Consider the following 26,408-nt stretch of genomic DNA (forward strand, 5'->3'; position numbering starts at 1 on the left):
CTAATTCGGCCATTCCTCCGGCGGCCAGTCCCGCGACGTGTGAATGACGTGCAAGATAACGACGCTCTCACGGCCGGCGATCGGCCCCAACTGATAGGCAATGATGTAGGGCAGGCGGCTGATGGGCTGCTCATAGGTGCCTGTTATCCGGCCAGGCCGGCCAGTCGCCATGTCGCCAAGACGCTGGCCCGCTTCGCGAATGCGATCGGCGAGACGTCTGGCGGCGGCAGGATTGTCCCGCGCGATAAAGGTGACCTGCTGTTTGATGTCGTCCAGTGCTTCTCGCGACCAGGTGACAAACCGCTTCACGCCTTGCCTGCGCGCTTGGCTTCTGCCGCTTCGATTATGGCGTCGATTTCCGCCATGGCTTCGTCGTGGGGCACGACACGGCCTGCCGCCGCGTCGGCCACGCCGCGTTTGATACCTTCGAAGATCTCAAGCTCGCGATCGACATAGGCCGAAACCGCCTCAGCCGCGAGGAAGGATTTGCTGCGCCGGGTGGCGGCGGCGATCCGCTCAAGCTTCAGCTTGGTCTCGGACGAAACCCGAATTGTCATGGTCGTGCTTGCTGTCATGGTGAAAGCCTTGTGCTGAACTGTGTACAACATAGGACAGCAGGCGGGCGCAACCAAGGGATTGTGTGCCCTTGCCGCCGCAAACATTACCAAAGTTTCATGCACCGGAAATGGCGCCGTAATGTGCGCCCCTCTATTTCTCATGGCCGAGGATGCCGACCGAAGCGCATCCCTCTTGAAAGAGGATACGAGACCCATGAACATTGCCCCCAATTCATATCCCCGCACCCGCAAACGCCTGATGGCTGCCGCCGCTTCAATGGCCGTTGCCGGCGCGATCGGCTTCGGCGCGGTTGCCACCGGGACAGTCCCGGTCCTGGCGGAGGCCGTGCGTGTCGAGGCGCCGCAGGTCCCGAGCTTCGCCGATGTGGTCGAGCGCGTTTCGCCGGCTGTCGTCAGTGTCCGTGTCAAAGCCAAGATCGAATCGACCGCCGACGACGGCTCCGACCAGCCCGACGGTTTCGGTAATCTTCCCGACGATCCGCAATTGCGGCGCTTCTTCAGGGAGTTCCGTGGCTTTGGCGATCAGGATCGCCAGGATGGGATGCGGCGTTTCGGACGCCGTGACCACCAAAACCGCCAGCCGCGGCCGGTGGCGCAAGGATCCGGTTTCTTCATTTCCGAGGATGGCTACATCGTCACCAACAACCACGTCGTCGGAGAAGGCTCGTCATTCACCGTGGTGATGCATGACGGGAAGGAACTTGACGCCAAGCTGGTCGGCACCGATCCGCGCACCGATCTCGCCGTGCTCAAGGTCGAAGGCGACGGCAAGTTCACCTATGTCGACTTCGCCGATGATTCCAAGGTTCGCGTTGGCGACTGGGTCGTGGCCGTCGGCAATCCGTTCGGCCTCGGCGGCACGGTCACCGCCGGCATCGTCTCGGCCCGTGGCCGCGATATCGGCGCCGGCCCCTATGACGATTTCATCCAGATCGATGCGTCGGTGAACCGCGGCAGTTCGGGCGGCCCGACCTTCAATCTCAACGGCCAGGTCGTCGGCATCAACACCGCGATCTTCTCGCCGTCCGGCGGCAACGTCGGCATTGCCTTCGACATTCCTGCCTCGACGGCAAAGCAGGTTGTGCAGGATCTGATGAAGAATGGCACTGTCCAGCGCGGCTGGCTTGGCGTCGAGATCCAGCCCGTCACCTCTGAAATCGCCGAATCGCTCGGGCTGAAGTCCGACAAGGGTGCGCTCGTTTCCAGCGCCCAGGACGATGGCCCCGGCAAGAAGGCCGGCATATCATCTGGTGACGTGATCACCCAGGTGGACGGCAAGGATGTCGCTTCGCCGAAGGAACTCGCCCGTCTGATCGGCGCCTACCAGCCCGGCAAGCCGGTCGACGTCACGCTCTGGCGTGATGGCAAGAGTGAAACCGTCAAGGTCGATCTCGGCACGCTGCCCTCGAGCGACAAGCAGGCCTCGGCCGAGCAACAGCCTTCCGTTCCGCCAGCGGCCGATACGCTGGCTGATCTCGGCCTCACCGTCACCAGGTCCGACGATGGCAAGGGGCTGGTGGTAACCGATGTCGACCCCGACAGCGATGCCGCCGATCGCGGCATCCAGCCCGGCGACATCATCACCTCGGTCAATTCGACTGAGGTCAATGGCACCGACGACGTCGCCAGGGCCATGGCCGACGCCGTGAAGTCCGGCCGCAAGGCGGTGCTGATGCAGATCAGCCGCGACGACAGCAACCGCTTCGTCGCGCTGCCTGTCGCCAAGGGCTGACGTCCCAGACTTTTCCGGTGCGGTGGTTTCAAACACCCCCGGGGCCGCCGCATGGGAAAGCACGGGCCGGAACAGGTTAGTCAGTCATCCTGTTCCGCTCCTGCGGCAGCGGGCTCCCATCGCCCGCTGCCGCTCGACAGAGCATGTCGCCCAAAAGTGTGCAGCGGTTTTGGGAGAACGACATGCTCAAATAAAGAGGCATGTCGCCCAAAAGCTTGCCCCCGGGCTTGATCCGAGGGTGCCGGTGGCTTTGGGGCAACGACATTCCAAAACAAAGACTTACTGCGTATCCTTGAATCACTTTGTTCGCGATACGCCCTGGTGAAGGCCACGAAGCATATGCCGGCCACTCAATCTTCCAGCGAAATCGCGTATAACGGCTCCATGAAGATTCTCGTCATAGAAGACGATCGCGAAGCGGCCGACTATCTCCAGAAAGCCTTCACCGAGGCTGGCCACACGGCGCATGTCGCCGGCGACGGCGAAACCGGCTTCGCACTCGCCGATGCTGGCGATTATGACGTGATGGTCGTCGACCGCATGATGCCGCGCCGCGATGGCCTGTCGGTCATCGCCGGTCTGCGCTCCAGGGGCAACACGACGCCGGTGCTGATCCTTTCGGCGCTCGGCGAAGTCGACGATCGGGTCACCGGCTTGCGCGCCGGTGGCGACGATTATCTGACCAAGCCCTATGCCTTCTCCGAGCTCTTGGCCCGAGTCGAGGTGCTGAACCGCCGCGCCAGCGCCAGGGAAGCCGAAACCGTCTACCGGGTCGGCGATCTCGAACTCGACAGGCTCTCCCATTCGGTGCGGCGCGCGGGGCGCGAGATCACACTGCAGCCGCGCGAGTTCCGCCTGCTCGAATATCTGATGCGCCATGCCGGCCAGGTGGTGACGCGCACCATGCTGCTGGAAAATGTCTGGGACTACCATTTCGATCCGCAGACCAACGTCATCGACGTTCACGTCTCGCGGCTGCGCGGCAAGATCGAGAAGGGTTTCGACAAGCCGATCCTGCACACGGTTCGCGGCGCCGGCTATATGCTCAAGAGCGGGTAGCATGGCTCTTTCCGTGCCGGCCATCATGAGGACGACGGCAGCGCGGCTTTCGGCGCTCTATCTCCTGCTGTTCGCCATCTGCGCGGTGCTGCTAGTCTTGTACATGACCTCGCTGTCGGCGCGCATGCTGACCGCGCAGACGCAGGAGACCATCAACGACGAAGTGCTCGGTCTCGCCCGGGCCTATCAGCGCGGCGGCCTGCCGGTGCTGGTACGTGTGGTCGAACAGCGCTCCCGCCAGCCGGGAGCCAATCTCTACCTGATCGCCGACGTCAACGGCCAGATCCTGACCGGAAACGTGCAAAGCCTGGAGCCGGGCGTTCTCGAGGCGGAGGGCTGGACCACTCGTCCGTTCTCCTACCGGCGTTTCGGCGAGGGCGAGCTCGAGCGGCAACGTAACCCGGCGTCCGATCAGAACGAAATGCAATCCAGCGAGAGCGAAGTGCAGGCGGAAGGCGAGAAGGGCCATAACGCCATTGCACTGGTGCTGCGCCTGCCGAACCAGATGATCATGCTGGTCGGTCGCGACCTCGGCGAGCCGGAACGGTTCCGCGCCGTCATCCGCCGCGCCCTGATGCTGGCGCTGGGCATGATGGGCCTTGGCGGGCTTCTGATCTGGTTCTTTGTCGGACGCGCGGCGCTGAAGCGCATCGATTCGGTGTCGGAGGCCAGCCGCCGCATCATGGGCGGTGACCTTTCCGGCCGGCTGCCGGTCACCGGGGCAGGCGACGAGTTCGACCGGCTCTCCGAAAACCTCAACTCCATGCTGGCCAGGATCGCGACGCTCAACGAAGGGCTGAAGCAGGTCTCCGACAACATCGCCCACGATTTGAAGACACCGCTGACCAGGCTGCGCAACCGTGCCGAGGCGACGCTTTCCGGCAAGCACAAGACCATCGACTACCGGCAGGCGTTGGAGGGGACCATCGCCGAATCCGACCAGTTGATAAAGACCTTCAACGCCATCCTGATGATTTCCAGGCTGGAGGCGGGCTATTCTTCCGAAAGCACCAACCGCGTCGATCTGGCTGCGTCGGTGCGCGATGTCGTCGAGCTCTACGAGCCGGTAGCGGAGGAGGCTGACGTGACACTCGAGAACTCGGTGCAGGATGCCTTCGTCGTCGAAGGCAATCGCGAGTTGATCGGCCAGGCACTGTCGAACATCGTCGACAACGCCATCAAATATTCAACCGACTCGACGGCCAAACCGACGGTGCGCGTGGCGCTCGATCGCGTTGGCAGGGAAGTGAGGCTTTCCGTCTCGGACAACGGCCAGGGCATTCCCGACGATGCCGACCGCGCCAGGGCGACCGAACGTTTCGTGCGGCTGGAAAAAAGCCGCTCGCAGCCGGGTTCCGGCCTGGGTCTCAGCCTCGCCAAGGCGATCATGAAGTTCCATAACGGGCGGCTTGATCTTCTGCCCGGCGATCCCGGATTGTCCGTGGTCATGAGTTTTCCCGAACCGGGGGATCACTGATGGCGGTCAAGGCGGCTGCGGAACGGGCCGAAACCAACTGGCTCTTGAAGCCGAAGGCAAAGCTCCTTCCTTTGGATCAGAGCCGAGCCCGGCGGGAATTGTCGGAGATTGCTTCCGCCGCGCAGGAAGAGGGGCTTACCCGGTTGGCGAAATTTCTGGCCGGCAAGGGCGTTGTCCAGGACTTCCTCGCTGCAATATTCGACCTGTCGCCATTCCTGCGCGACACGGTGCGCCGCCGCCCGTGGATCCTCGATGCGCTTTTCGATGAGACCGTCGAGGCCCGGCTGATTGCGATCGGCGCGGCGATCGACAAGGCCGCGCGGGCGGAAGCCATCTCTGAAAGCATCCTGATGATGGAACTGCGGCAATGGAAAGCGGAAGCGCATGTCCTGATCGCGCTGGCCGATCTTGCAGGCGAGGCTGAGACCGCCGTCACGGTACGGCGGCTGAGCGATCTTGCCGACGCCTGCACCCGTGCTGCCGTCGACTTCCTGCTTCGCGACGCGCACGGGCAAGGCAAACTCAAACTGCCGCACCCCGAGGATCCGGCGCGCCAGTCGGGCTGGATCCTGCTCGGCATGGGCAAGCTTGGCGCGCATGAGCTGAACTTTTCCTCTGACATCGACCTTGTCGTTTTCTTCGATCCGCAAGCGCCCGCCGTCGTCGATCCGCTCGATGCGACGGAGCTGTTTTCGCGCCTGACGCGCCGGCTGGCCCGCATTCTCCAGGACCGCACCGAACACGGCTATGTCTTCCGCACCGACCTCAGGCTTCGTCCCGATCCCGGTTCGACGCCGCTGGCGATCCCGGTCGAGGCCGCACTCACCTACTACGAGGCGCGCGGCCAGAACTGGGAGCGCGCCGCCATGATCAAGGCGCGTCCGGTGGCCGGCGATCTCGTGGCCGGTGCTGCGTTCCTGAAGGACCTCCAGCCCTATATCTGGCGCAAATACATGGACTACGCAGCGATTGCCGACGTTCATTCGATCAAGCGCCAGATCCACGCCCACAAGGGCCATGGCGAGGTCGCGGTGAAGGGCCACAACGTCAAGCTCGGCCGCGGCGGCATTCGCGAGATCGAATTTTTCGTCCAGACGCAGCAGCTCATCGCCGGCGGCCGCTTCCCCGAGTTGCGCGGCCGCGAGACCGTGCCGGTGCTTGACCAGCTTGCGGCGCGCGGCTGGATCACGACCGAAGCGCGCGATGCGCTCGCCCGGCAATACTGGTTCCTGCGCCGCGTCGAGCATGCCGTCCAGATGGTCGCCGACGAGCAGATCCATGTACTGCCGGAAGATGATGAAGGGCTCGAACGCATTGCCCGTATGCTGGGTTTTGCCGATGCGGCGAGCTTTGCCGAGGCGTTCCGCGCCGCGCTCCATCAGGTCGAACGCCATTACGCGGCGCTTTTCGAAACCGCGCCCGAGCTTTCGGCGGGCATCGGCAATCTGGTCTTTACCGGCGATGTCGATGATCCCGATACGTTGCAGACCTTGCGGGGACTCGGCTTCCAGCGAGCGAGCGACATCTGCCGCGTCATCCGCGGCTGGCATTTCGGCCGTTATCGCGTCACCCGGTCGGCAGAAGCGCGCGAGCGGTTGACCGAACTGACGCCGGCATTGCTGCAATCCTTCGGCCAGACGCGCCGGGCGGACGAGGCACTGATACGCTTCGACGAGTTCCTCGCCGGCCTGCCCGCCGGCATCCAGCTGTTCTCGCTGCTCCAGTCCAATCCAGCTCTGCTGAAGCTGCTGGCGACGATCATGGGCGCGGCCCCCCGGCTGGCCGCCATCATCACGCGCCGGCCGCACGTGTTCGATGGTCTGCTCGATCCGGCCCTTTTGACCGAACTTCCCGACCGCGCCTATCTGTCGGCGCGTCTTGCCGCCTTCCTTGAAGGCGACAGGGCCTATGAGGACGTGCTCGACCGCTTGCGCATCTTTGCATCCGAGCAAAAATTCCTGATCGGCGTCAGGCTGCTTGCCGGCTCGATCGATCCGGCCCGCGCCGGCCGTGCCTTTTCCGATCTGGCCGATCTGACCATCGATGCGGCGCTGCAGGCGGTCATCGCCGAGTTCTCGGCGCGCCATGGCCGCATCGCCGGCGGCAAGGTTGCGCTGCTTGGCATGGGCAAGCTCGGCAGCCGCGAATTGACGGCCGGCTCCGACGTCGACCTCATCCTGCTCTATGATCACGACACCGATGCCGAAGAATCCCACGGTGGCAAGCCGCTCGCTCCATCCCACTACTACAGCCGGATGACGCAGCGGCTGATATCAGCCGTGTCCGCGCCGACGGCCGAAGGCGTTCTCTACGAGCTCGACCTTCGCCTGCGGCCGTCCGGCAACAAGGGGCCGGTGGCCACCCATATCGACGCCTTCAAGAAGTATCAGCGCCAGGACGCCTGGACATGGGAGCACATGGCGCTGTCCAGGGCTCGCGCGATCGGCGGCGATCAAGCGTTGTGCACCAAGGTCGAAACTGAGGTGGCGGCGGTGCTTGCCCTGCCGCGCGGCAGCGCCAAGGTGATGGCGGAGGCGTCCGAGATGCGCACGATGATCGAGAAGGAGAAGCCACCGCGCGATCTCTGGGACATCAAGCTGATCCCGGGCGGTCTCATCGATCTCGAATTCATCGCGCAGGTGGCGGTGATCACGGGAAAGGTCGAAGCCGGCCGCCGGGTCACCGGGACAGCGGAGATCCTGTTGCGGCTGTCGCCGGATTTCGCCGACACACAGGTCAGGCGGGAGCTTTGCGACGCCTATGCACTCTATCTGGCGCTGACCCAGATGATCAGGCTCTGCCTCACCGGCGTATTCGAGCGGAGCGACGTGCCGCCCGGGCTTTCGGATCTGCTTCTGGCGGTCACCGACCTGCCGGATTTCGGTGTGCTGGAAGCGCACCTCAAGGAGACGTCACAAAGGGTCAGGAAGGATTTCGACCTTTTGCTTCGTGCGGAACGGCCATGAGGGCGCAATGCCAAACGGGTGTTTCAGACCGCATCGGGGGTGACGACGCAACAAGAGAAGACCATGAGAAAGACGGCACGCTGACGAGCGACGATATCACCAGCCGTCAGAGGAAGGTCTTTGCCATGCTTGATCGCAACAATGACGGCAGGATCGAGAAGAGTGAACTGCCGAAGAAGGGTCGTGGTTTTGGCCATCGGTGGGGTGGCGACGACAGCATGCAATAAAGCTCGCGTCGGCGTGAGTCGCTGGAGCAAATGCTGATCATTCTTCAGGCGGCGGCCCTGACCGGCTGCGTCGGCTTCTTGATAGGAATGCGCACCGACACGATCGTGCCGACACCCTCGGTGGAGCGGATTTTCAAGGCGCCGCCCTGAAGCTCGGCCAACGAGCGTGAGATGGCAAGGCCAAGGCCGGAACCGGTATGGCTCTTGGAAAACTGGTTCTGCACCTGTTCGAACGGCCGCCCGAGCTTGCTCAGCGCCTCCTTCGGGATGCCGCAGCCATTGTCTTCGATCGTCAGGATGAGAGCGCTGGATGTATTGCGGGCCCTTACCGCAATGCGGCCGCCCTGGCCGGTGAATTTCACCGCATTCGACAGAAGGTTGATGACGATCTGCTTGATCGCCCGGCGGTCGGCGAAAAGCGTCAGCGAATCGGGGATGCGGGTTTCGACGGCGATCGACTTTTCCGCTGCCTGCAGCGAGATCACGCGCACTGTCTCCCTGATCAGCGGGCAGAGATCGATTTCTTCCTGGTCCATCGAGAACTGGCCGGCCTCGATCTTCGACATATCGAGGATGTCGTTGATGACGCCCAGAAGATACTTGCCGCTGCCATTGATGTCGGTGGCATATTCCTCGTAGCGCGGCGAACCCAAAGGCCCGAACAGAGCCTGTTCCATCAGCTCCGAGAAGCCGATGATCGCGTTGAGCGGAGTGCGCAATTCATGCGACATGTTGGCCAGGAACTCGGATTTGGCCCGGTTCGCGGCCTCGGCGCGCTCGGTTTCCTTCATGTATTTGCGGTTGAGCTCGACCAGTTCGCGCGATCGTTCTTCCTCCGCCCGGCGGGCAAGGCTGAGGTCGTGGATCGTCGCCATCAGCCGGCGCTCGCTGTCGACCAGCTTCTCCTGGTGCAGCTTGATCTGGGTGATATCGGAGCCCACCGAGACGGTGCCGCCGTCCCTGGTCCGCAACTCGTTCACCTGCAGCCAGCGGCCATCGGCAAGCTGCCGCTCGAAGGTCACGCCGCCATGCTGCCCGTTGGTGTTGGCAAGCCGGCGCTCCGAGGCGAAGGCAAGCATGCGTTCTTCCAGAACGGCGCGCGAGGCACCAGGCATCACGTCGCGATCCAGCAGGCCGTTGTCCTGCTGGTACTTGGAATTGCACATGATCAGACGCTGGGCGGAATCCCAGAGCACGAAGGATTCGTTGATGTTCTCAATGGCGGTCCTGAGGCGCAGGTCCGCGGCCTCGGAACGCAGCGCCAGATGCCGCTGCTCGGTGACGTCGACAGCGATGCCGATCAGCTGGATCTCCGGTGCTTCCGGGTCGATCACCTGCGCCCTTGCGCGCATCCACACCCATTGCCCGTCGGCATGGCGCATCCGGAACACCTGGTCGATGTGATCGATCTCGCGTGCGACGATCCTGTTGGCGAGCTGGAACAGGTCGCCGTCCTCGGGATGGATGATCTCGTCGACCTCGCCGAACGACAGCATCGTGTCGCAGGGCTCATAGCCCAGCATGTCGTACATCGAGCGTGACCAGTACATCTTGCCGCGCACCATGTCCCAGTCCCACAGGCCGCAGCGGCCGCGCACCAGCGCCATGTCGATGCGCTGGTGCGCTTCGAGATAAATGCGGTCGGCGGCCTGGGCGCGCGCCGCCTGGCCGAAATAGGCATAAAGGATGATGATCAGCACGCCGGCTGTCAGCACGAACAGCGTGACGTTGAGCGAAACGGTCTTGCGCCACGTGTCGAAGACAGCTTCCCGCGGGACGAGTGCTGCGGCAGCACCGGTCCTGCCATTTGTCAGGCTCACCGCCGCATACCAGTCCTGTCCGCCGATGCTGACCTCCATGACGCCGGCGCGGTCGCCGAACATGAACAGCGGTTGACCGCCCTGGGCGATGGCGTCGAGCGATCGTCCCTCCCAACGTGTCGATTGCGGTGTCACGGCAACGATCTTGAACGCGCTGTCGGTGACCGCAAGCACGTGGCTTCGGCCCATGCCGCCCTGACGGCTGATACCCTCCAAAAGGTCCTGCGTCGCGCCAGGCGTTGAGGCCATGTTCGCGTCGGCGGCAATCGAGCTGGCCAGCTGGCCCGCCGCGAGCGAGAGGATAGCCTTGGCGTCGCGTTCCACGTCGTCGCGCTCGTTCATCAGCGCCAGGAACCGCAGCGCCGCGATGACGAGCAGGAAAATGATGATGAGGGCCGGTATCGATCGGCGCAACAGCGGCTCGGCTGCCAGGAGCCGTCGGTAGGCGGGTTCGGCGATCAGCCGCGTGTTGCCGGCGAGACCGTCGCTTCTCGCCTCACGCCGCTCAAAAGCCGTCCCTCCGGGCGCGCCCCACGCGTCCGCCTTCGCCATAAATGGCTCTCCCCGATTTCAAATCTGCTTGATGATCCGGCGACACCGCACTTCCGAATCGTCAGTAAAGAATCAAAGGTGATTCGCCTTGTCTAGAGGCGCGGCGAAAAAAGATTAAAAATTGATTGAAATAACGGGATTTTCCGATCCGTCACGCATGTTCTCCCTTCTCTCTTTCCTTCCTTTGGAGCGTTCCACCTTGGCAGCGACGGCGCTCCGTCCGGTACCCCTCAACCGTCTTGGCGCCACGCCAATCCAGCTCCTCCCACACCTCCACAAGGGAAAAGGGCGCCCGGGCCAGTGTGGGATCGACAAATGTTTCCGCGGATCGTCCGAAAGGTTCAATGCCGGCGATCGAAAGCAGCGCTTGGCCTGGCGGCCTGGTTCGAGCGTCGCAGAAATACGGCTAAAACAAATAGATAGGGCAGGATGCCCAATTCATCCGGCTCCAGTCGGCCGCAAGGAATACACGTTTACGATATTGGAAGCATAATACCATTAAGTCCGCCAACGATGACGCTCTCCTGGTAGAACGACAAACAGGTCGGATCTGCTGAGGTCGTCGAGTGCAGATTCCCTGGCGTCAATCGAGTCACGCATGAACAACCTGAAGCGCATGCCGTGGGTCGACACGGCGAAAGGTCTCTCGATAATCCTCGTGGTCATGATGTATTCGGCCTACAACACCGGCGAATACACTGGTGGCGTCGGGTTCCTTCATTATGTCATCGGCTTCGCGACTCCCTTTCGCATGCCGGAATTCTTCCTGATTTCCGGGCTTTTCCTGTCGCAGGTAATCGGCCGGCCATGGCGGCGCTATCTCGACCGGCGCGTCGTCCACTATCTCTATTTCTACGCGTTGTGGGCTCTCATCATGATCGGCTTGAAGATAGGCATCTATGGCCGGGATGCGCAGGCAATGCTGCACGATTTGGCGTGGTCGGTGATCGAGCCATATGGCGTGCTGTGGTTCATCTACATGCTGGCGGTGTTCGGCCTTGTCGCGAAACTGCTGTGGCAATTTCGAGTGCCCTACGGGATTACCATCCCGCTCGCGGCCCTGCTGCAGATGTGGGCTCCGCAGTCGAACAGCTATGCAATTACCCAGTTCGCCGCCTATTTCGTGTTCTTTCATACGGGCTTTGTGGCGGCACCGTTGGTGTTCCGGCTTGTCGAATGGACACAAGGCCATACCGCCCTGTCCATCGCTGGTCTGCTCGCATGGGCGATCGCGAATGGTCTCCTCGTTTTTTCTCCAGGTTTCTCTGTCGAGCCGACCATCACCCATATGGGTCTCGCCGCATGGCCTCCGCTGCATCTTGCCTTGGGCATCACGGGCGCACTGGCACTGTGCGTGCTTGGCGGGTTTCTTTCGAAGTTTGCGTTCATGGACTGGCTGCGTTGGCTCGGAGAACATTCGCTGGCTGTCTACGTCGCTTTCACAATTCCTATGTCCATCTTCCGCGCCGCGGCTTTGGCAAGCGGCATTCTGACTGACACTGGCGCACTGAGCCTTGCGGTTCTGATCGTCTCGACGGTCAGTCCGGCGATTCTCTACGCCATCGTCAAGCGCATGGGCTTCGGAACGTTCCTTTTCGAGCGGCCGCGTTGGGCGCGCATTGAACACAGGGAATCTTCACCGCGCGCAGATGAGGGCGCCTTGCGGATGGCGCCAGATGCAGCGCCGTTGGAAGCAAAATTGCCTGCCGCACCGAATTGAAAGCGGCGCCCGAATTTCGAGCCTGTGACGTTCCGGCCCACCTTGCCCGTCGATACAACAGCGCCTGGAACAAAACTCACGCCAGAGTGCGCTCGACGATATCGCGCAAATCGGCCGACAGGTTCTCGGCATTGGCAATCGACAGCAGCGCTTCCCTTGCCTTGGCCTGACGGATGGGTTCGAGCGAGCGCCATGATCTGAGAGCCGTCGCCAGCCTGGCAGCCACCTGCGGGTTACGCTTTTCGACCTGCAGGACCGTCTCGACGAAAAACCGGTAGCCTACGCCGTCGGCGCGATGGAAGCCGGTCTGGTTGGCGCTGGAAAACGTGCCGACAAGCGAGCGCACCCGGTTCGGGTTGGCCATTGAGAAGGCCGGGTGGCCGGTCAGGGCGCGCACCGCATCGACAGTTTGCAGGCCGGGCACGCTGGCCTGGATTTGGAACCATTTGTCCATCACCAGCGGGTCTGCGGCATATTTCGCTTCGAAGTCGGCCAGCGCCTTGACCGTCTCGGGCGAACCGCTGTGGCGGAGCGCAAGCACGGTTAGCGCGGCGGCGCGGTCCGTCATGTTGGTCGCCGACTGGAAATGCCGGGCCGCAAGCGCGGCACCTCCCGGCAGCAGCGAGAGATAGTCGAGCAAGGTGTTGCGCAGCGCCCTGCGCCCTGCGCTCGCCGCGTCCGGACTGAACGGACCATTATCGCCGAGGCGATCGTAGAGGCGGAGGAATATCTCCCGGTTGGCCTCGGCGATCGCGGCCGCCAGCGCCTCACGGCCCGAAAAAATCGCATCGGGGTCGATGTTCTTGCCGATGTCACGGGCGATATCGGCTTCGCTCGGAAGCGCCAGGGCCAGCGCCCGATAGGCCGGTTCGAGTGTCTCGTCGCCGGCTATCTTGCCGGCAAGGTCTGTCAGCCGTGATGCGAAACCAGGCTGCTTGCCGCCAAGGACCTGACGGAAGGCTGATATCAGCGCGTCGGTCAAAAGCGTGTTGAACGCCTGCCAGCGCGCGAAGGCGTCGCTGTCATGGCCGGCAAGGAAGAACTGATCATCGGCCTTCTGCTCGACCGAAAGCGTCACCGGCGCCGAGAAACCGCGGTTGAGCGATATCGCCGGGCGCTCAGTGACGCCCGAAAAGCGCACCATGTGCCGGCGCTTGCGAATATGGATGACGCCGTCCTCGACGCTGGCGCCCTCGACGCCGCTATAGGCTATCGCTTTGCCGTCGGTGCCGACCAGGCCGAAGGCGAGCGGAATGTGCATCAGCCGCTTGCGGCTTTCGGACGGCGTCGGCGGCACCGACTGCTCGATCTCAAGCGTGAATTCCTGCGCTGCCGCATTGTGCGTCGAACTGATCGTCAGATTGGGCGTGCCCGCCTGATGGTACCAGAGCGAAAATTGTGACAGGTCGCGGCCGGACACATCCTCGAACACCTTGATGAAATCCTCGATCGTCGCAGCCTCGCCGTCATGGCGCTCGAAATAGAGGTCCATGCCGGCGCGGAACGCCTTGGCGCCGAGAATGGTGCGAATCATGCGCACCACTTCCGAGCCCTTTTCGTAAACCGTCGCCGTGTAGAAGTTATTGATCTCGCGGTAGCGGCGCGGCCGCACCGGATGCGCCAGCGGTCCCTGGTCCTCGGGAAACTGATGCGCCCGCAATGTGCGCACTTCGGCAATGCGTTTCACCGCTCGCGACCGCTGGTCGGCGGAGAATTCGTGATCGCGGAAAACCGTCAGCCCTTCCTTCAGGCAAAGCTGGAACCAGTCGCGGCAAGTGATTCTGTTGCCAGTCCAATTGTGGAAATACTCATGTGCGATGATCGCCTCGATATTGGCGAAATCGGCGTCCGTCGCAGTCTCCTGGTCGGCCAGGACATATTTGTCGTTGAAGATGTTGAGACCCTTGTTCTCCATCGCGCCCATGTTGAAATCGGACACGGCGACGATGTTGAAGACGTCGAGGTCGTATTCGCGGCCGAACGCCTCCTCGTCCCATTTCATCGACCGTTTCAGGGCATCCATGGCGTAACCGGCGAGCATTTCCTTGCCCGGCTCGACATAGATGCCGAGCTCGACCTTGCGGCCGGATAGCGTGACGAAGCTGTCGTCGACTTTGCCGAGAGTGCCCGCCACCAGGGCGAACAGATAGGACGGCTTGGGGAAGGGGTCGTGCCAGACTGCATAGTGCCAGCCGTCGGCAAGTTCGCCGCTGCCCGCCGGGTTGCCGTTGGAAAGAAGCAGTGGCGCCTCGTTGTGCCGCGCCTCGATGCGCACCGTATAGACCGACAGGATATCGGGGCGGTCGAGAAAATAGGTGATCCGCCGAAAGCCCTCGGCCTCGCATTGCGTGCAATAGACGTTGCTGGAGCGATAGAGGCCCATCAGGGCTTCGTTTCGTGCCGGCGCCAGCTCGGTTTCGATCAGGAGCTGGAAGCGGGTTGCCGCGGGTGGCGCGGTGATCGTCAGCTGATCGGGCGTGGCAAAAAAATCCGCCGGCGCGAGTGTCTGGCCGTCGATTGCGATGCGGTTGAGCGTCAGGCCATCGCCGTCCAGCACCAGCGGCACAGACGCCGCCATGCCGTCGCGGCGTTCGACCGTCAGCACGGCGGTGACGCGTGTGGCTTCTGGCGACAGGCGGAAAGTCAGGCTGGTTTCCGGAATGAGATAGTCGTTGGGGCGATAGTCTTCGAGCTTGAAGACCTGGCCGGTGTCAGTGCGCATTCCGTGGGGTTTCCTGTCGATTCCCGCAGCGGCAGATGGGTCCGCTGGTCCAAAAAAATTCGAAGCCCGCGCTCTTTACACGAAACCGTCACTCGACAAAACTGGCGCAATGCCTATTTCAGGCACTCGTTCCCCATCATCATCGCGAGGTATCCATGACCATCGTCACACCGAAATTCGGCATGGGTGCCTCTGTGTTGCGTCGCGAGGATCAGGCCTTCATCAAGGGTCTCGGTCGCTATACGGACGACATCCAGCCGGCCGGCATCCTGCACGGCTATGTCCTGCGCTCGCCGGTGGCCAAGGCAAGCTTCACCGTCGGTTCGACCGAGGCGGCCAAGGCAGCACCCGGCGTCCATCTGGTACTGACCGGTGCGGACCTTGCTCATCTCGGCGATCTGAAATCCGGCGTCATGCAGAGGCAGCCCGACGGCACCAAGGCGCCGACCCGTGACATTCCGGTCCTTTGCCGCGACCGGGTCAATTATGTCGGCGATGCCGTCGCATTCGTCGTCGCCGACAGCCGCGCCCTGGCACAGGACGCGGCCGAGCTGATCGAGGTCGATTACGATGGCGAGGATGCCGCGTCCGGCACCGCCACGGCGCTTGACGAAGGCACGCCGCTGGTCTGGCCGGAACTCGGCTCTAACCGCGCCTTCAGCTACCACATCGGCGACAAGGCGAAGACGACGGCGGCATTCGCCAGCTCTGCGCATGTCACCCGCATCGAATTCATCAACAACCGACTGATCTGCAACTACATGGAGCCGCGCTCGGCGATCGGCGAGTGGAACACGCAAGAGAACCGCTTCGTGCTGACGACGGGATCGCAGGGCGTGCATTCCATGCAGTCGATCCTCGCTGACGTCTTCAAGATCAAGAAGGACCAGTTGCGCATCATCACGCCGGATGTCGGCGGCGGCTTCGGGCCGAAAAGCTTCGTCTATCGCGAGCATCCGCTGGTGCTCGAGGCCGCCAGGCGCCTAGGCCGTCCAGTCAAATGGGCCGGCGACCGCACCGAGCATTTCCTCACCGATGCGCAAGGCCGCGACAATGTCGTAACGGCAGAAATGGCGATGGATAAGGACGGCCGCTTCCTCGGCATGAAGGTCGATCTTCTCGCCAATATCGGCGCCTATGTCTCGCAATATGGCCCGTTCATCCCCTATATCGGCGTCACCATGTCGACCGGCGTCTACGACATCCAGGCGCTCGACGTTTCGGTGACCGGCCTCTACACCAACACCTGCCCGGTCGACGCCTATCGCGGCGCCGGCCGGCCGGAAGCGGCATTCCTGCTGGAAAAGCTCGTCGATGCCTGCGCCCACGATCTGGGCCTTCCCGTCGAAGAGATCCGCCGGCGCAATTTCATTCGACCAAACCAGTTTCCCTATCGCACGCAGACCGGCCGCCTGTACGACACCGGCGAATTCGCAGGCCATATGGACCGCGCCATCGAACAGGCGGAATGGACCGCGTTCCCGGAGCGGCTGGCGCGGTCGAAGGCTGAAGGAAAGATCCGCGGCATCGGCATGGCGACCTATATCGAGGCCTGTGCCTTTCCGGGCTCTGAACCGGCCTTTGTCGAATTGAACGGCGACGGCACGGTGACGCTGAAGATCGGCACTCAGACCAACGGGCAGGGACACGCGACCGCCTATGCGCAGTTCCTTTCGGAAAAGCTTCATCTCGACATCGACAAGATCCATGTCCGCCAGGGCGACACCGACGACCTGAAGGCCGGCGGCGGCACCGGCGGCTCGCGCTCCATTCCCCTTGGCGGTGTATCAGCTTCTCGCGCGGGCGAGGATCTGGCCAACAAGATCAAGCGCATCGCCGCGGATGAACTGGAAGCCTCGGCCGGCGACATCGAATTGTCCAACGGCGTTGCCCGCATCGTCGGCACCGACCGCACCATCGATTTTTCCAGCATCGCCAAGGCCGCCAAGGACCCGGACGATCTCAAAGGCTTTGGCGAGTTCGTGCAGGACGAATGCACCTATCCGAACGGCACCCACATCTGCGAGGTCGAGATCGATCCCGACACCGGCACGACGGAGATCGTCCGCTACACGATTGTCGACGATTTCGGCGTCACGGTGAATCCGATCCTGCTGGCCGGCCAGGTGCATGGCGGCGTCGTCCAGGGCATCGGCCAGGCGCTGACCGAAAACACGGTCTATGGCGAGGACGGGCAGCTCCTGACAGCGAGCTTCATGGACTATGCCATGCCGCGCGCCGACGATTTCCCGTTCTTCCATTTCGAGACCCGCAACGTGCCATCGACCACCAATGCTCTGGGCATCAAGGGCGCCGGTGAGGCCGGCACGATCGGGGCGACGCCGGCCGCGCTCAATGCGGTGACCGATGCGCTCTATCGCGCCTACGGCATCAAACACATCGACATGCCGGCGACGCCGGCACGCATCTGGGCAGCGATCCAGGAAGCCGCGAGACCATGATCCCGAACCGACGGTCCGCGTCAGCGAAAAGTGGAATCCGGTTTTCAAAAAAGATATTGGTCAAACAAGCGGTTAGAACCCTGTCTCGATTCTGTCGGGATGGATCAGGCTCGAAGTGACAACAGCAGACCATCGCGGCGGGCACAATACGCTCACCGGCATCATGCTCAAGATCGTGTCGGTGGCGGTCTTTGTCGGCATGTCGTCCTGCATCAAGGCGGCGGGAACGGTGCCGGCGGGCCAGATCGTCTTCTTCCGTTCCTTCTTCGCCATCTTTCCGGTCATCGTGTTCCTCGCCTTCCAGGGAAAGCTTGGCACCGCGTTTTCGACCAAGCGGCCGCTCAGCCACATTGCGCGCGGCGTCGTCGGCGTCTGCGCCATGGGCCTCGGCTTCTTCGCGCTGACACGGCTGCCGCTGCCCGAAGCGATCACGCTGAATTACGCACAGCCGCTGCTGGTGGTGGTGTTCAGTTCGATCTTCCTCGGCGAAGTCATCCGCGTCTATCGCTGGAGCGCGGTTGCGGTCGGACTGGTCGGCGTGCTGATCATCTCATGGCCGGAACTGACGCTGCTGAGCTCGGACGCGGCGCTCGGCGATCAGGAGGTGCTCGGCGTCATCGCCGCGCTGGTCGCGGCAGCGATCTCGGCCGTCGCCATGCTGCTGGTGCGCAATCTCGTCCAGAGCGAGCCGACGGCGACCATCGTGCTGTGGTTTTCGGTGACGGCGAGCGTCTTGGCGCTGTTTTCGCTGCCGTTTGGCTGGCAGGCGCTGACGCCGGTGCAGGCGGGTCTTCTGGTCGCGGCCGGGTTTTGCGGCGGGCTCGCCCAGATTCTGATGACGGCAGCCTATCGCCATGCCGAGGCCTCGGTCGTGGCGCCGTTCGAATACACGTCGATGCTGCTCGGCATCGTCGTCGGCTACCTCGCCTTCGGCGACGTCCCGACGGTTCATATGCTCATCGGCGGCTTGATCGTCGTCGCCGCCGGCATCTTCATCATCTGGCGCGAGCGCCAGCTCGGGCTGGAACGTGCCCGCACCCGCCAGGCGGCCCCGCCGCAAGGGTGAGGAGAAGTCCGCGCAGCGGACGGAAAGCCAATTGCTTGGCCTTCCCGACGACGAACGCCCGGTGCGATAGCGAAGGGCCGGGTCAGAGCGTTCGCAATAAGAGCTTTCCGATCACGGGGCCTTTGCCGCCCGCTCCTTCGCCAATCGGACCAGCACAGTCCTTGTCTGCTCATCGGCGGGGAAAAAGGATTCGATCGCCAGTTCCGACAGCGTCACGTCGAGCGGGGTGCCGAACACGGTGATGGTGCTGATGAACGACAGCACGGCATCGCCATGAGCAAGCCGCAGCGGGTGCACGATCGCGTTCGGCTCGACCAGCACTGGCCGTCCGCCTTTCAGGCCGGACGGGTAGGCCCGAAGCTCGCGTTCCAGTTCGACCAGAACCGGGTCGCCCGAGGCGTCGTTCTGGTGTTTCAGCCGGTCAAGAAGATGCGCGCGCCATTCGGCGAGGTTGACGATGCGCGGCGCGACGCCACCTGGGTGCAGGCTGAGTCGCAGCACGTTGACCGGGGGCTTCAGCAAGGAGGGCTCGGCGACGTTGGCCAGGAACGGGCCGATGGCGGCGTTCGGCGCAACCAGATTCCAGTGCCGGTCGACGGCGAGCGCCGGGAAGGGCTCGTGCCCCTTGAGCACGATCTCGACGGCGGCCATCGCCGGAGCCAGCGAGGCATCGGTGAGCGGACGCTCGCTGAAGTTAGGCGCAAAGCCCGCGGCCAGCAGGAGCTGGTTGCGCTGCCTCAGCGGGATCGAGAGCTGCTCGGCCAGATGCAGCACCATCTCGCGCGACGGTGCAGCGCGCCCGCTCTCCACGAAGCTCAGATGCCGCTGTGAGATTTCGGCTTCCATGGCGAGATCGAGCTGGGACATTCGTCGGCGTGTACGCCATTCGCGAATAAGGCTGCCGGCGGAGGTTTGGGCTGTCGTCATGGGCGCATGACTAGGCCGGCCAGGGGAGCATTTCAATTACCTGCGAAGTCATGCGGCACTTTCCTTCTCCGACAAGGGGGAGAAGGGCGACCGCGTCCGCGCCCTCAACCCAGCGCCCGCAACTTCGTCTTCACTTCGAGGAAATCCCGCCACGCCAGCTTCTTGTGCGCGGGGGTTCTCAAGAGATAGGCCGGGTGCAGGGTCGGCATGGCGGGAATGGCAACGCCGGAGGCGGTCGTGTGGACGCGCCAATTGCCGCGTAGCCGCAGGATCCCTTCGGTGGTGTTGAGCAGGGTCTTTGCCGAGGGGCCACCCAGGTTGACCAGCACCTTCGGATTGACCAGCTCGATCTGTCGTTCGATGAACGGCCGGCAGATCTCGGTCTCGTGCGGTGTCGGTGTGCGGTTGCCCGGCGGTCGCCAGGGGATGACATTGGCGATGTAGGCCGATGTCCGGTCGAGGCCGATCGCGGCCAGTATCCGGTCGAGCAGCCGGCCGGAGCGGCCGACGAACGGCAATCCCTCGAGGTCCTCGTCGCGGCCGGGCGCCTCGCCGACCAGCATGACAGCGGCATTCGGATTGCCGTCGGCGAACACCAGGTTCTTGGCGGTGAATTTGAGGTTGCAGCCGTCGAATGCCGCCATGTGCTGGCGAAGCTCGTCCAGGGTCGTCGCCGTCGTCGCCAGTTGGCGCGCCAATGCCGCTTGGGCCTCGTCGGGCACCGTCGCGGTGGCAGGCTGCGCGCGCGCCGGTACCGCAACCGGCCTCTCGCTCATCTCGGCGCGTGACACGCTTGTCGAGCGTGGCAGTGCGGCGCTTCCACCCGTCGGCGGCGTAGCTGTCGCTGGCGCCTGCTCAGGCGGTTTTGACGCAACCTCGGCAAACCTGTTCACCGGCTCGTCTTCGAGCCCCTCGTCGACGCCCGCGCTGGCATAGAAGGCCAGCAGCTCGGCGATATCAGGTCGGTTGTCTCGGGAAACGGCAGTCATGCATTCACACTCGGCCGCGCGTCAGGAATTTGCAAGTTCACCCCGTAGGAATCCGCGGATCCTGAACCAGATAAAACGTCCAGCGCGGCGTGTAGTCGGTGATCAGGAAAACGAAGTTCGCCGTCTTCAGCGGGTCGATCTTGCCGTTCCTGAACAGCAGCTGGTCATACGGTTCGAAATCGCGGTCAAAATCGGCAAAGCTGCTCGACCAGATATTATCAGGCTTCTTGTTGCGCTGATCGAACGACAGGCCGTCGCCGAACACGCTCGGCTGGTCGAGCACCTCCTGGAGCTCGAACTGGAATTCGACCCAGGCCTGGCCGCTGTTGTTGAGCACGTCGATGCGCATATACATGAGGCCGTTGGCGAATTCCCCTGCCTTGCCGAAGGGCTGGATCGGCTTTGTCGTGCGGATGGTCAGCGTCACCGGCGTCGCCGAATTTAGTTCTTCGGTGATGACAAGCGGGTTTTCCTTGGTTCCGATGCCCGAAGCGCCCGTGATGCGGAAGCCGCCGAGCTCATCGGAAAAGGAATACGCCCCGGCCGCCCAGACTTTTTGTGGATCGGCACTGGCGTCAACCGGCGCCAGCGGCGAAAAGGCCAAAAGGAGCGCCCGGCAAATCCGTCCGGGCGAGGAAAAAAAGCGCGTCGATGAAAAGCCGGTTGGCCCGTATATGCGCATGGCTCGAAGTATGGCCGATAAGCAAGCCGTCGAACAATTAAAAACGTGAGGCCGGCGGCTCTCCTTGGAATGGACCCGGCCTGGATCGATGTTCCGGCGGACTCCAAAACGCAATCTTGTAGTACGATGCGCGACTTTTTGACGAAATCGGCATTGTCACGTCAGCGCCGGTTTCGCGTCGCGAATTGATGCGCTATGCAGCGGATAAGCCAGCAAGATGCGTAAATGCGGCAGCCAGTGAGGGGTTGATGAGCGATATCGAACGCGAAAGCATGGAATTTGACGTGGTCATCGTCGGCGCCGGTCCAGCCGGCCTCGCCGCCGCGATCCGTCTCAAGCAGGTCAATCCCGAGCTTTCCGTCGTCGTCCTGGAAAAGGGCGGCGAAGTCGGCGCCCACATCCTGTCCGGCGCCGTCGTCGATCCGATCGGCATCGACCGGCTGTTGCCGGGCTGGCGTGACGAAGAGGGTCATCCCTTCAAGACGCCGGTCACGGCGGACCATTTTCTGGTCCTCGGCCCCGCAGGTTCCTTCCGTCTGCCCAACATCCTGATGCCGCCGCTGATGAACAATCACGGCAACTACATCGTCTCGCTCGGCAATGTCTGCCGCTGGCTGGCGACCAAGGCCGAGGCGCTGGGCGTCGAGATCTATCCGGGCTTTGCCGCGGCCGACCTGCTCTACAACGAGGCTGGCGCGGTTACCGGCGTTGTCACCGGCGATATGGGCGTCGAGAAGGACGGCACGCACGGCCCGGGCTTCGCGCCGGGCATGGCGCTGATGGGCAAATATGTGCTGATCGGCGAGGGCGCGCGCGGCTCGCTGGCCAAGCAACTGATCGCCAAATACAATCTTTCCGACGGCCGCGAGCCCGGCAAATACGGCATCGGCCTCAAGGAGCTCTGGCAGGTCAAGCCGAAAAACCACAAGCCAGGCCTGGTCCAGCATTCCTTCGGCTGGCCGCTCGACATGAAGACCGGCGGCGGCTCCTTCCTTTACCATCTGGAGGACAACCAGGTGGCGGTCGGCTTCGTCGTCCACCTCAACTACAAGAACCCCTATCTGTCGCCGTTCGACGAGTTCCAGCGCTTCAAGACCCACCCGGCGATCAAAGGCACGTTCGAAGGCGCCAAGCGGCTGGGTTATGGCGCCCGTGCCATCACAGAGGGTGGCTGGCAGTCGGTGCCGAAACTGTCCTTCCCCGGTGGCGCGCTGATGGGCTGTGCTGCCGGCTTCGTCAACGTGCCGCGCATCAAGGGCTCGCACAATGCCGTGCTTTCCGGAATGCTGGCAGCCGAGCATGTCGCCGAGGCGATCGGCGCCGGCCGCGCCAATGACGAACTGGCTTCTTACGAGGCCGCATGGCGTGCGACCGACATCGGCAAGGATTTGAAGAAGGTGCGCAACGTCAAGCCGCTGTGGTCGCGCTTCGGCACCGTTGTCGGCGTCGGCATTGGCGGCCTCGACATGTGGCTGAACACGTTGTTCGGCTTCTCGCCATTCGGCACGCTGAAGCACGGCAAGGCCGATTATGCGACGCTGGACCCTGCCGCCAAGCACAAGAAGATCGCCTATCCGAAACCGGATGGCGTGCTCACCTTCGACCGCCTGTCCTCGGTGTTTCTGTCGAACACCAACCACGAGGAAAACGAGCCTGTCCACCTGCTGGTCGCGGACATGGACCTGCAGCAGCGTTCCGAACACGATGTCTATGCCGGGCCCTCGACACGCTACTGCCCGGCCGGCGTCTACGAATGGGTCGACAAGGATGGCAACGCCGCCGCCGATCCCGCGGCGAAGAATGTGCGCTTCGTCATCAACGCGCAGAACTGCGTCCACTGCAAGACTTGCGACATCAAGGACCCGAACCGAAACATCACCTGGGTGCCGCCGCAAGGTGGCGAAGGCCCAGTTTATCAGAACATGTAGTCTGCCAAGACATGGTAGTCTGCCAGAACCGCCGCGCCGGCCATCTCGACCGTCGACCAAAATGAGAAGCCGGCGAAGGCCCGCTACATTCGCGGCGTCTAAAAAAAGTTGAAGCGGCGCGGCGGTTGTGGTTCCCTTTCCCTCTGATCCGGAGAGATGACCATGCGCCTGGCGGTTCTGACGTGCCTTGCGGCGATTGGCGCCTTGTGCGGCTTCGCATCCTCGGCATCGGCTGACACGAAAGTGCTGATCAAGACGCGGACCTACAACATATCAGGAACCACGGGCGCCGCCCTGATCGAGGCCATGGACCGCAACGGCCCGAAGAGGCACGGCTTCATGACGCACGCCATCGCGCTGACCGCCTATACCGCAAATTGGGACCTTGATATCAGCCTGGACCGCGGTGTCTGCCGCCTGTGGCAAGCCAATGGGACACTCGATCTCACCTACACCTTACCCCGTATGGCCTCAGCCGCGACGCCGGCGCTTCAGAAGCGCTGGAAGCGGTTTTTCGCGGGCGTTCGCACCCACGAGCACACCCACGGCCGCATCGCCAGGACAATGATGCGGGCCACCGAGAAATCGGTCACGGGGCTGGAGTTCGCCGACAACTGGTTTTGCAGCAAGACGCACCGCGAGGCGAGGCGCCGGATCAAGGCCGTCTATGCCGAATACGAGGCGAAACAGAACGCCTTCGACGCGCGCGAGCATCGCGACGGCGGCCATGTCGAGCATCTGGTCGATGCCCTGTCGCGTAAGCAATAGGCCGCTCAGCTTCGAGTGTTGCCGTTCCGTGTCACGGATGCGGTCGCGGTTTCACGTTCGTCGACCGGCTTTTTCTCTTCCGGCATGAGCGAGAATTCCACCATCACCGGAAGATGGTCGGAGCCTGTGTCTTCCAGCCTCGACACGGAATGGACGAGAACCGCCCCCTTGCTGAAAACCTGGTCGATCGGCAGTCCGGTGAAGCGCAGGAAATCCGGCAGCTTGTCGTAGAGCCAGGTCGGCCCCGGCGAAGGCTCCACGGTTAGCTTGCCAAGATACGCGACGCGCCGGACAGCGGCGCTCCAGGGTACTGCATTGCAGTCGCCTGCCATGATCGCTGTCTCGCCGAGCGAGGCGAGTTCCCGCGACAATCCGCCGATCTGCCGTGACTGGTTGCGCGGCCATGGCCAAGTGAGATGGATGGCGGCGACGTCGGCACTGGATCGGCCGAAATCGACGGTCGCGATGGCCATCGCACCGCGGCCATCGCAGCGCGGTTGCGTGCTGGCGGCGAACGGCCGTCTGGACAGCAGCGCAACACCGAACACGCCATTGGGGTAGGGGCAGAGGATCCGGTAGGGATAGGCGCCGGCGAGAAGGCCAAGCTTCGCCTCCCACATGTCGGACACCTCGTCGAGGGTGATCACGTCAGGCTGGGTCCGGCCGATCAGCGACAGCACCTTTTCAGGCGTCGGATTGTCAAACCGCAGGTTCATTTGCAGCAGGCGGTAGATCTTCTGGTCACCGGGGTAGGCTGCCTGGACCGGCCACAGGCGGTTTACCGGCAGGGCGTTCGACGTGGTGGCGAAGGCAGCTACGGCAAAGAGCAGCGCTGTGGCCGCCTGCAAGCGAAACGAGGTCGCGAGCAGCGGCAGCGCGCAAAGCGCCATCAGCACGGCAAGGTGAACGCGGAAATGGGCGAAGGAATCGAAGGCCGGATGCAGCGTTCCGAAAAACCCGGCCACCAGCGGGACCGAGAAGACAAGCATTGCGACGAATGCCACCGAAGCCATCATGTTTCGAATGCGTGCCATCTGCTTTGCCTATCGGCAGAAATGCGGCCCATCAAGATGACGAAATGCCCTGCCGCGCTCTTGCCGCACTCGGATCGACGAAGGCCGATCGGTGCTACTGGAACGCCGTCTCCGAAAAGCTCCTGAGCTTGCGCGAATGCAGCCGCTCCATCGGCATCTCGGCCAGCTTCTCCATCGCCCTGATGCCGATCTTCAAGTGCTGCGCCACTTGCCGCTTGTAGAACTCGGTCGCCATGCCGGGCAACTTCAATTCGCCATGCAGGGGCTTGTCGGAGACGCAAAGCAGCGTGCCATAGGGCACGCGGAAACGGAAGCCGTTGGCTGCGATCGTCGCCGATTCCATATCGAGCGCGATCGCCCGTGACTGCGACAGCCGCTGCACCGGCCCGCGCTGGTCGCGCAGTTCCCAGTTGCGGTTGTCGATCGTGGCGACGGTGCCGGTGCGCATGATACGCTTGAGGTCGTAGCCGGAAAGGCCGGTGATTTCGGCGACAGCCTCCTGCAGCGCCACCTGGATTTCGGCCAGCGGCGGGATCGGCACCCAGACCGGAAGATCGTCGTCCAGAACATGGTCTTCCCGCACATAGGCGTGCGCCAGCACATAGTCGCCGAGCGCTTGGGTGTTGCGCAGCCCGGCGCAATGGCCGAGCATCACCCACGCATGCGGCCTTAGCACGGCAATATGGTCGGTGATCGTCTTGGCATTGGAAGGGCCGACGCCGATATTGACCATGGTGATGCCGCCATGGTTCGGCTTCTTCAGATGATAGGCCGGCATCTGCGGCAGGCGCCGCGCCGCCGCGCCATCGTCAGGCGCGCTTTGTCCAGCCTTGGTGACGACGTTTCCCGGCTCGACGAATTCGACGTATCCGCCGCCGCCATTCGCCATCAGCTCGTGCGCACGGGCGACGAATTCATCGATGTAGAACTGATAGTTGGTGAACAGCACGAAGTTCTGGAAATGCTGGGGACTGGTGGCCGTGTAGTGCGACATCCGGTGCAGCGAGTAGTCGATGCGCTGCGCCGTGAACGCCGCCAGCGGCCTGGCTTCGCCTAACGCCACTTCGAACGTGCCGTTGGCGATCTGGTCGTCGGTGCCGTCGAGGTCCGGCACGTCGAACAGGTCGCGGATCGGCCGCCTGATGCGTTCGGCGGCCGCGCCGTCGACATGGGAGCCTTCCAGGAACGCGAAATGCAGCGGGATAGGCGTCGTCGATTCCGAAACGGTGACCGGAACGCCGTGATTGCGCATGATCAGCCGAAGCTGTTCGATGAGATAGCGTTCGAAAAGGGCAGGCTGGGTGATGGTGGTGGAGAAATGCCCAGGCGTCGGCATATGGCCGTAGGCCTGCCGCGAGTCGATCTGGGTGAACGAACTCGTGGTGACGCCGATCTCGGGATAGAAGGCCCGGTAGCGCTTGTTGTTGTCGCTGCCTGCGGCGAGCGCCGTGAACGAATCGCGCAGGAATTTGGTGTTGCGATCGTAAAGGACCTGCAAGGCCGCGACGGCCTTTTCGGCGTCATTGAAACTCTGCCGGCCAAACGGCCCCGGCATCACGACCGATTCGATGGCTTGGGGATAGATTCGCTTTTCCATGACCCAATATAGAGGCTTGGCCATGCGGTTGGGAGGGGCATGCCGGCCCAAAGGCGGTCAAAACGTCGTTTTTCTTATTGAATGGTTTCGATGACGGATCGA

Annotated in this window: 19 protein-coding genes; 10 read left to right on the forward strand and 9 right to left on the reverse strand. The window is 63.0% G+C overall.

Features of this window, described 5'->3' with window-relative positions; genetic code table 11:
- Together EJ066_RS18525 and EJ066_RS18530 are read right to left on the reverse strand one after the other, a co-directional pair.
- Entirely contained in the window at positions 1-309 is a 309-nt protein-coding gene (locus tag EJ066_RS18525) for a type II toxin-antitoxin system RelE/ParE family toxin (RefSeq protein ID WP_126040402.1), read from the reverse strand.
- Positions 306-575, reverse strand: a complete 270-nt coding sequence (locus tag EJ066_RS18530) for a CopG family ribbon-helix-helix protein (protein WP_126043956.1) — start codon at positions 573-575, stop codon at positions 306-308. The genes EJ066_RS18525 and EJ066_RS18530 overlap by 4 nt, the downstream gene beginning before the upstream one ends.
- Before the next feature lie 196 nt (positions 576-771).
- Between EJ066_RS18530 and EJ066_RS18535 the strand changes: the two genes are divergently transcribed.
- The 5 genes from EJ066_RS18535 (at position 772) to EJ066_RS18555 (ending at position 8,039) form a co-directional block, all read left to right on the forward strand.
- On the forward strand, positions 772-2,310 hold the full coding sequence (locus tag EJ066_RS18535) for a Do family serine endopeptidase (protein WP_126040404.1): 1,539 nt from the start codon (positions 772-774) through the stop codon (positions 2,308-2,310).
- 384 nt (positions 2,311-2,694) lie between these two features.
- On the forward strand, positions 2,695-3,369 hold the full coding sequence (locus tag EJ066_RS18540) for a response regulator transcription factor (protein ID WP_126040407.1): 675 nt from the start codon (positions 2,695-2,697) through the stop codon (positions 3,367-3,369).
- Position 3,370: 1 nt separating this feature from the next.
- Entirely contained in the window at positions 3,371-4,846 is a 1,476-nt protein-coding gene (locus EJ066_RS18545; protein WP_126040408.1) for an ATP-binding protein, read from the forward strand.
- On the forward strand, positions 4,846-7,812 hold the full coding sequence (locus EJ066_RS18550) for a bifunctional [glutamine synthetase] adenylyltransferase/[glutamine synthetase]-adenylyl-L-tyrosine phosphorylase (protein ID WP_126040410.1): 2,967 nt from the start codon (positions 4,846-4,848) through the stop codon (positions 7,810-7,812). The genes EJ066_RS18545 and EJ066_RS18550 overlap by 1 nt, the downstream gene beginning before the upstream one ends.
- Positions 7,809-8,039 carry a hypothetical protein gene (locus EJ066_RS18555; RefSeq protein ID WP_126040412.1) on the forward strand — a complete coding sequence of 77 codons (231 nt, stop codon included), beginning with the start codon at positions 7,809-7,811 and terminating at the stop codon, positions 8,037-8,039. The genes EJ066_RS18550 and EJ066_RS18555 overlap by 4 nt, the downstream gene beginning before the upstream one ends.
- Before the next feature lie 44 nt (positions 8,040-8,083).
- Here the strand turns inward: EJ066_RS18555 and EJ066_RS18560 are convergent, their stop codons facing one another.
- Positions 8,084-10,411, reverse strand: a complete 2,328-nt coding sequence (locus EJ066_RS18560; RefSeq protein WP_126040414.1) for a PAS domain-containing sensor histidine kinase — start codon at positions 10,409-10,411, stop codon at positions 8,084-8,086.
- A 598-nt stretch (positions 10,412-11,009) separates the two neighbouring features.
- Between EJ066_RS18560 and EJ066_RS18565 the strand changes: the two genes are divergently transcribed.
- Positions 11,010-12,131: an acyltransferase family protein gene (locus EJ066_RS18565; RefSeq protein ID WP_126040416.1), complete on the forward strand. Its 1,122-nt coding sequence runs from the start codon at positions 11,010-11,012 to the stop codon at positions 12,129-12,131.
- A 76-nt stretch (positions 12,132-12,207) separates the two neighbouring features.
- Here the strand turns inward: EJ066_RS18565 and pepN are convergent, their stop codons facing one another.
- Positions 12,208-14,853: an aminopeptidase N gene (gene pepN / locus EJ066_RS18570; protein ID WP_126040418.1), complete on the reverse strand. Its 2,646-nt coding sequence runs from the start codon at positions 14,851-14,853 to the stop codon at positions 12,208-12,210.
- 155 nt (positions 14,854-15,008) lie between these two features.
- Here pepN and EJ066_RS18575 point away from each other — a divergent pair, with 155 nt between their 5' ends.
- Together EJ066_RS18575 and EJ066_RS18580 are read left to right on the forward strand one after the other, a co-directional pair.
- A complete protein-coding gene (locus tag EJ066_RS18575; RefSeq protein WP_126040420.1) occupies positions 15,009-17,315 on the forward strand; it encodes a xanthine dehydrogenase family protein molybdopterin-binding subunit in 2,307 nt (768 codons plus the stop codon).
- Between the two features lie 163 nt (positions 17,316-17,478).
- The gene (locus EJ066_RS18580) at positions 17,479-18,381 is read left to right on the forward strand and encodes a DMT family transporter (RefSeq protein ID WP_126043957.1); all 903 of its coding nucleotides are present in this window, start codon (positions 17,479-17,481) and stop codon (positions 18,379-18,381) included.
- Positions 18,382-18,492: 111 nt separating this feature from the next.
- Here the strand turns inward: EJ066_RS18580 and EJ066_RS18585 are convergent, their stop codons facing one another.
- The 3 genes from EJ066_RS18585 to EJ066_RS18595 all read right to left on the reverse strand — a co-directional run bounded on the left by EJ066_RS18585 (position 18,493) and on the right by EJ066_RS18595 (position 20,979).
- The gene (locus EJ066_RS18585; RefSeq protein ID WP_126040422.1) at positions 18,493-19,308 is read right to left on the reverse strand and encodes a helix-turn-helix transcriptional regulator; all 816 of its coding nucleotides are present in this window, start codon (positions 19,306-19,308) and stop codon (positions 18,493-18,495) included.
- 104 nt (positions 19,309-19,412) lie between these two features.
- Complete coding sequence (locus EJ066_RS18590) at positions 19,413-20,297, reverse strand: uracil-DNA glycosylase (RefSeq protein WP_126040424.1); 885 nt, start codon at positions 20,295-20,297, stop codon at positions 19,413-19,415.
- A gap of 37 nt (positions 20,298-20,334) precedes the next feature.
- Positions 20,335-20,979 carry a hypothetical protein gene (locus EJ066_RS18595; protein WP_126040426.1) on the reverse strand — a complete coding sequence of 215 codons (645 nt, stop codon included), beginning with the start codon at positions 20,977-20,979 and terminating at the stop codon, positions 20,335-20,337.
- Between the two features lie 248 nt (positions 20,980-21,227).
- On the opposite strand from EJ066_RS18595, the gene EJ066_RS18600 reads away from it, so the two are divergent.
- Positions 21,228-22,907 carry an electron transfer flavoprotein-ubiquinone oxidoreductase gene (locus EJ066_RS18600; RefSeq protein ID WP_126040428.1) on the forward strand — a complete coding sequence of 560 codons (1,680 nt, stop codon included), beginning with the start codon at positions 21,228-21,230 and terminating at the stop codon, positions 22,905-22,907.
- Between the two features lie 162 nt (positions 22,908-23,069).
- Complete coding sequence (locus EJ066_RS18605) at positions 23,070-23,675, forward strand: DUF922 domain-containing protein (RefSeq protein ID WP_126040431.1); 606 nt, start codon at positions 23,070-23,072, stop codon at positions 23,673-23,675.
- A gap of 5 nt (positions 23,676-23,680) precedes the next feature.
- On the opposite strand, the gene EJ066_RS18610 is transcribed toward EJ066_RS18605, so the two are convergent.
- Both EJ066_RS18610 and EJ066_RS18615 read right to left on the reverse strand, forming a co-directional pair.
- On the reverse strand, positions 23,681-24,709 hold the full coding sequence (locus tag EJ066_RS18610) for an endonuclease/exonuclease/phosphatase family protein (protein ID WP_126040433.1): 1,029 nt from the start codon (positions 24,707-24,709) through the stop codon (positions 23,681-23,683).
- Between the two features lie 94 nt (positions 24,710-24,803).
- Positions 24,804-26,264 (reverse strand): AMP nucleosidase, encoded by a 1,461-nt coding sequence (locus EJ066_RS18615; protein WP_245455219.1) that lies wholly within the window; start codon positions 26,262-26,264, stop codon positions 24,804-24,806.
- Positions 26,265-26,408: the final 144 nt, after the last annotated feature.

It is taken from the genome of Mesorhizobium sp. M9A.F.Ca.ET.002.03.1.2 (genome assembly GCF_003952365.1).
Taxonomy (GTDB): Bacteria; Pseudomonadota; Alphaproteobacteria; order Rhizobiales; family Rhizobiaceae; genus Mesorhizobium.

What these genes read in the sequence shown, in the direction of transcription:
- EJ066_RS18530 (WP_126043956.1), bottom strand. Translation starts at nt 575, where the DNA reads ATGACAGCAAGCACGACCATGACAATTCGGGTTTCGTCCGAGACCAAG.
- EJ066_RS18535 (WP_126040404.1), top strand. Translation starts at nt 772, where the DNA reads ATGAACATTGCCCCCAATTCATATCCCCGCACCCGCAAACGCCTGATG.
- EJ066_RS18540 (WP_126040407.1), top strand. Translation starts at nt 2,695, where the DNA reads ATGAAGATTCTCGTCATAGAAGACGATCGCGAAGCGGCCGACTATCTC.
- EJ066_RS18545 (WP_126040408.1), top strand. Translation starts at nt 3,371, where the DNA reads ATGGCTCTTTCCGTGCCGGCCATCATGAGGACGACGGCAGCGCGGCTT.
- EJ066_RS18550 (WP_126040410.1), top strand. Translation starts at nt 4,846, where the DNA reads ATGGCGGTCAAGGCGGCTGCGGAACGGGCCGAAACCAACTGGCTCTTG.
- EJ066_RS18555 (WP_126040412.1), top strand. Translation starts at nt 7,809, where the DNA reads ATGAGGGCGCAATGCCAAACGGGTGTTTCAGACCGCATCGGGGGTGAC.
- EJ066_RS18560 (WP_126040414.1), bottom strand. Translation starts at nt 10,411, where the DNA reads ATGGCGAAGGCGGACGCGTGGGGCGCGCCCGGAGGGACGGCTTTTGAG.
- EJ066_RS18565 (WP_126040416.1), top strand. Translation starts at nt 11,010, where the DNA reads ATGAACAACCTGAAGCGCATGCCGTGGGTCGACACGGCGAAAGGTCTC.
- pepN (WP_126040418.1), bottom strand. Translation starts at nt 14,853, where the DNA reads ATGCGCACTGACACCGGCCAGGTCTTCAAGCTCGAAGACTATCGCCCC.
- EJ066_RS18575 (WP_126040420.1), top strand. Translation starts at nt 15,009, where the DNA reads ATGACCATCGTCACACCGAAATTCGGCATGGGTGCCTCTGTGTTGCGT.
- EJ066_RS18580 (WP_126043957.1), top strand. Translation starts at nt 17,479, where the DNA reads ATGCTCAAGATCGTGTCGGTGGCGGTCTTTGTCGGCATGTCGTCCTGC.
- EJ066_RS18585 (WP_126040422.1), bottom strand. Translation starts at nt 19,308, where the DNA reads ATGACGACAGCCCAAACCTCCGCCGGCAGCCTTATTCGCGAATGGCGT.
- EJ066_RS18590 (WP_126040424.1), bottom strand. Translation starts at nt 20,297, where the DNA reads ATGACTGCCGTTTCCCGAGACAACCGACCTGATATCGCCGAGCTGCTG.
- EJ066_RS18595 (WP_126040426.1), bottom strand. Translation starts at nt 20,979, where the DNA reads ATGCGCATATACGGGCCAACCGGCTTTTCATCGACGCGCTTTTTTTCC.
- EJ066_RS18600 (WP_126040428.1), top strand. Translation starts at nt 21,228, where the DNA reads ATGAGCGATATCGAACGCGAAAGCATGGAATTTGACGTGGTCATCGTC.
- EJ066_RS18605 (WP_126040431.1), top strand. Translation starts at nt 23,070, where the DNA reads ATGCGCCTGGCGGTTCTGACGTGCCTTGCGGCGATTGGCGCCTTGTGC.
- EJ066_RS18610 (WP_126040433.1), bottom strand. Translation starts at nt 24,709, where the DNA reads ATGGCACGCATTCGAAACATGATGGCTTCGGTGGCATTCGTCGCAATG.
- EJ066_RS18615 (WP_245455219.1), bottom strand. Translation starts at nt 26,264, where the DNA reads ATGCCGGGGCCGTTTGGCCGGCAGAGTTTCAATGACGCCGAAAAGGCC.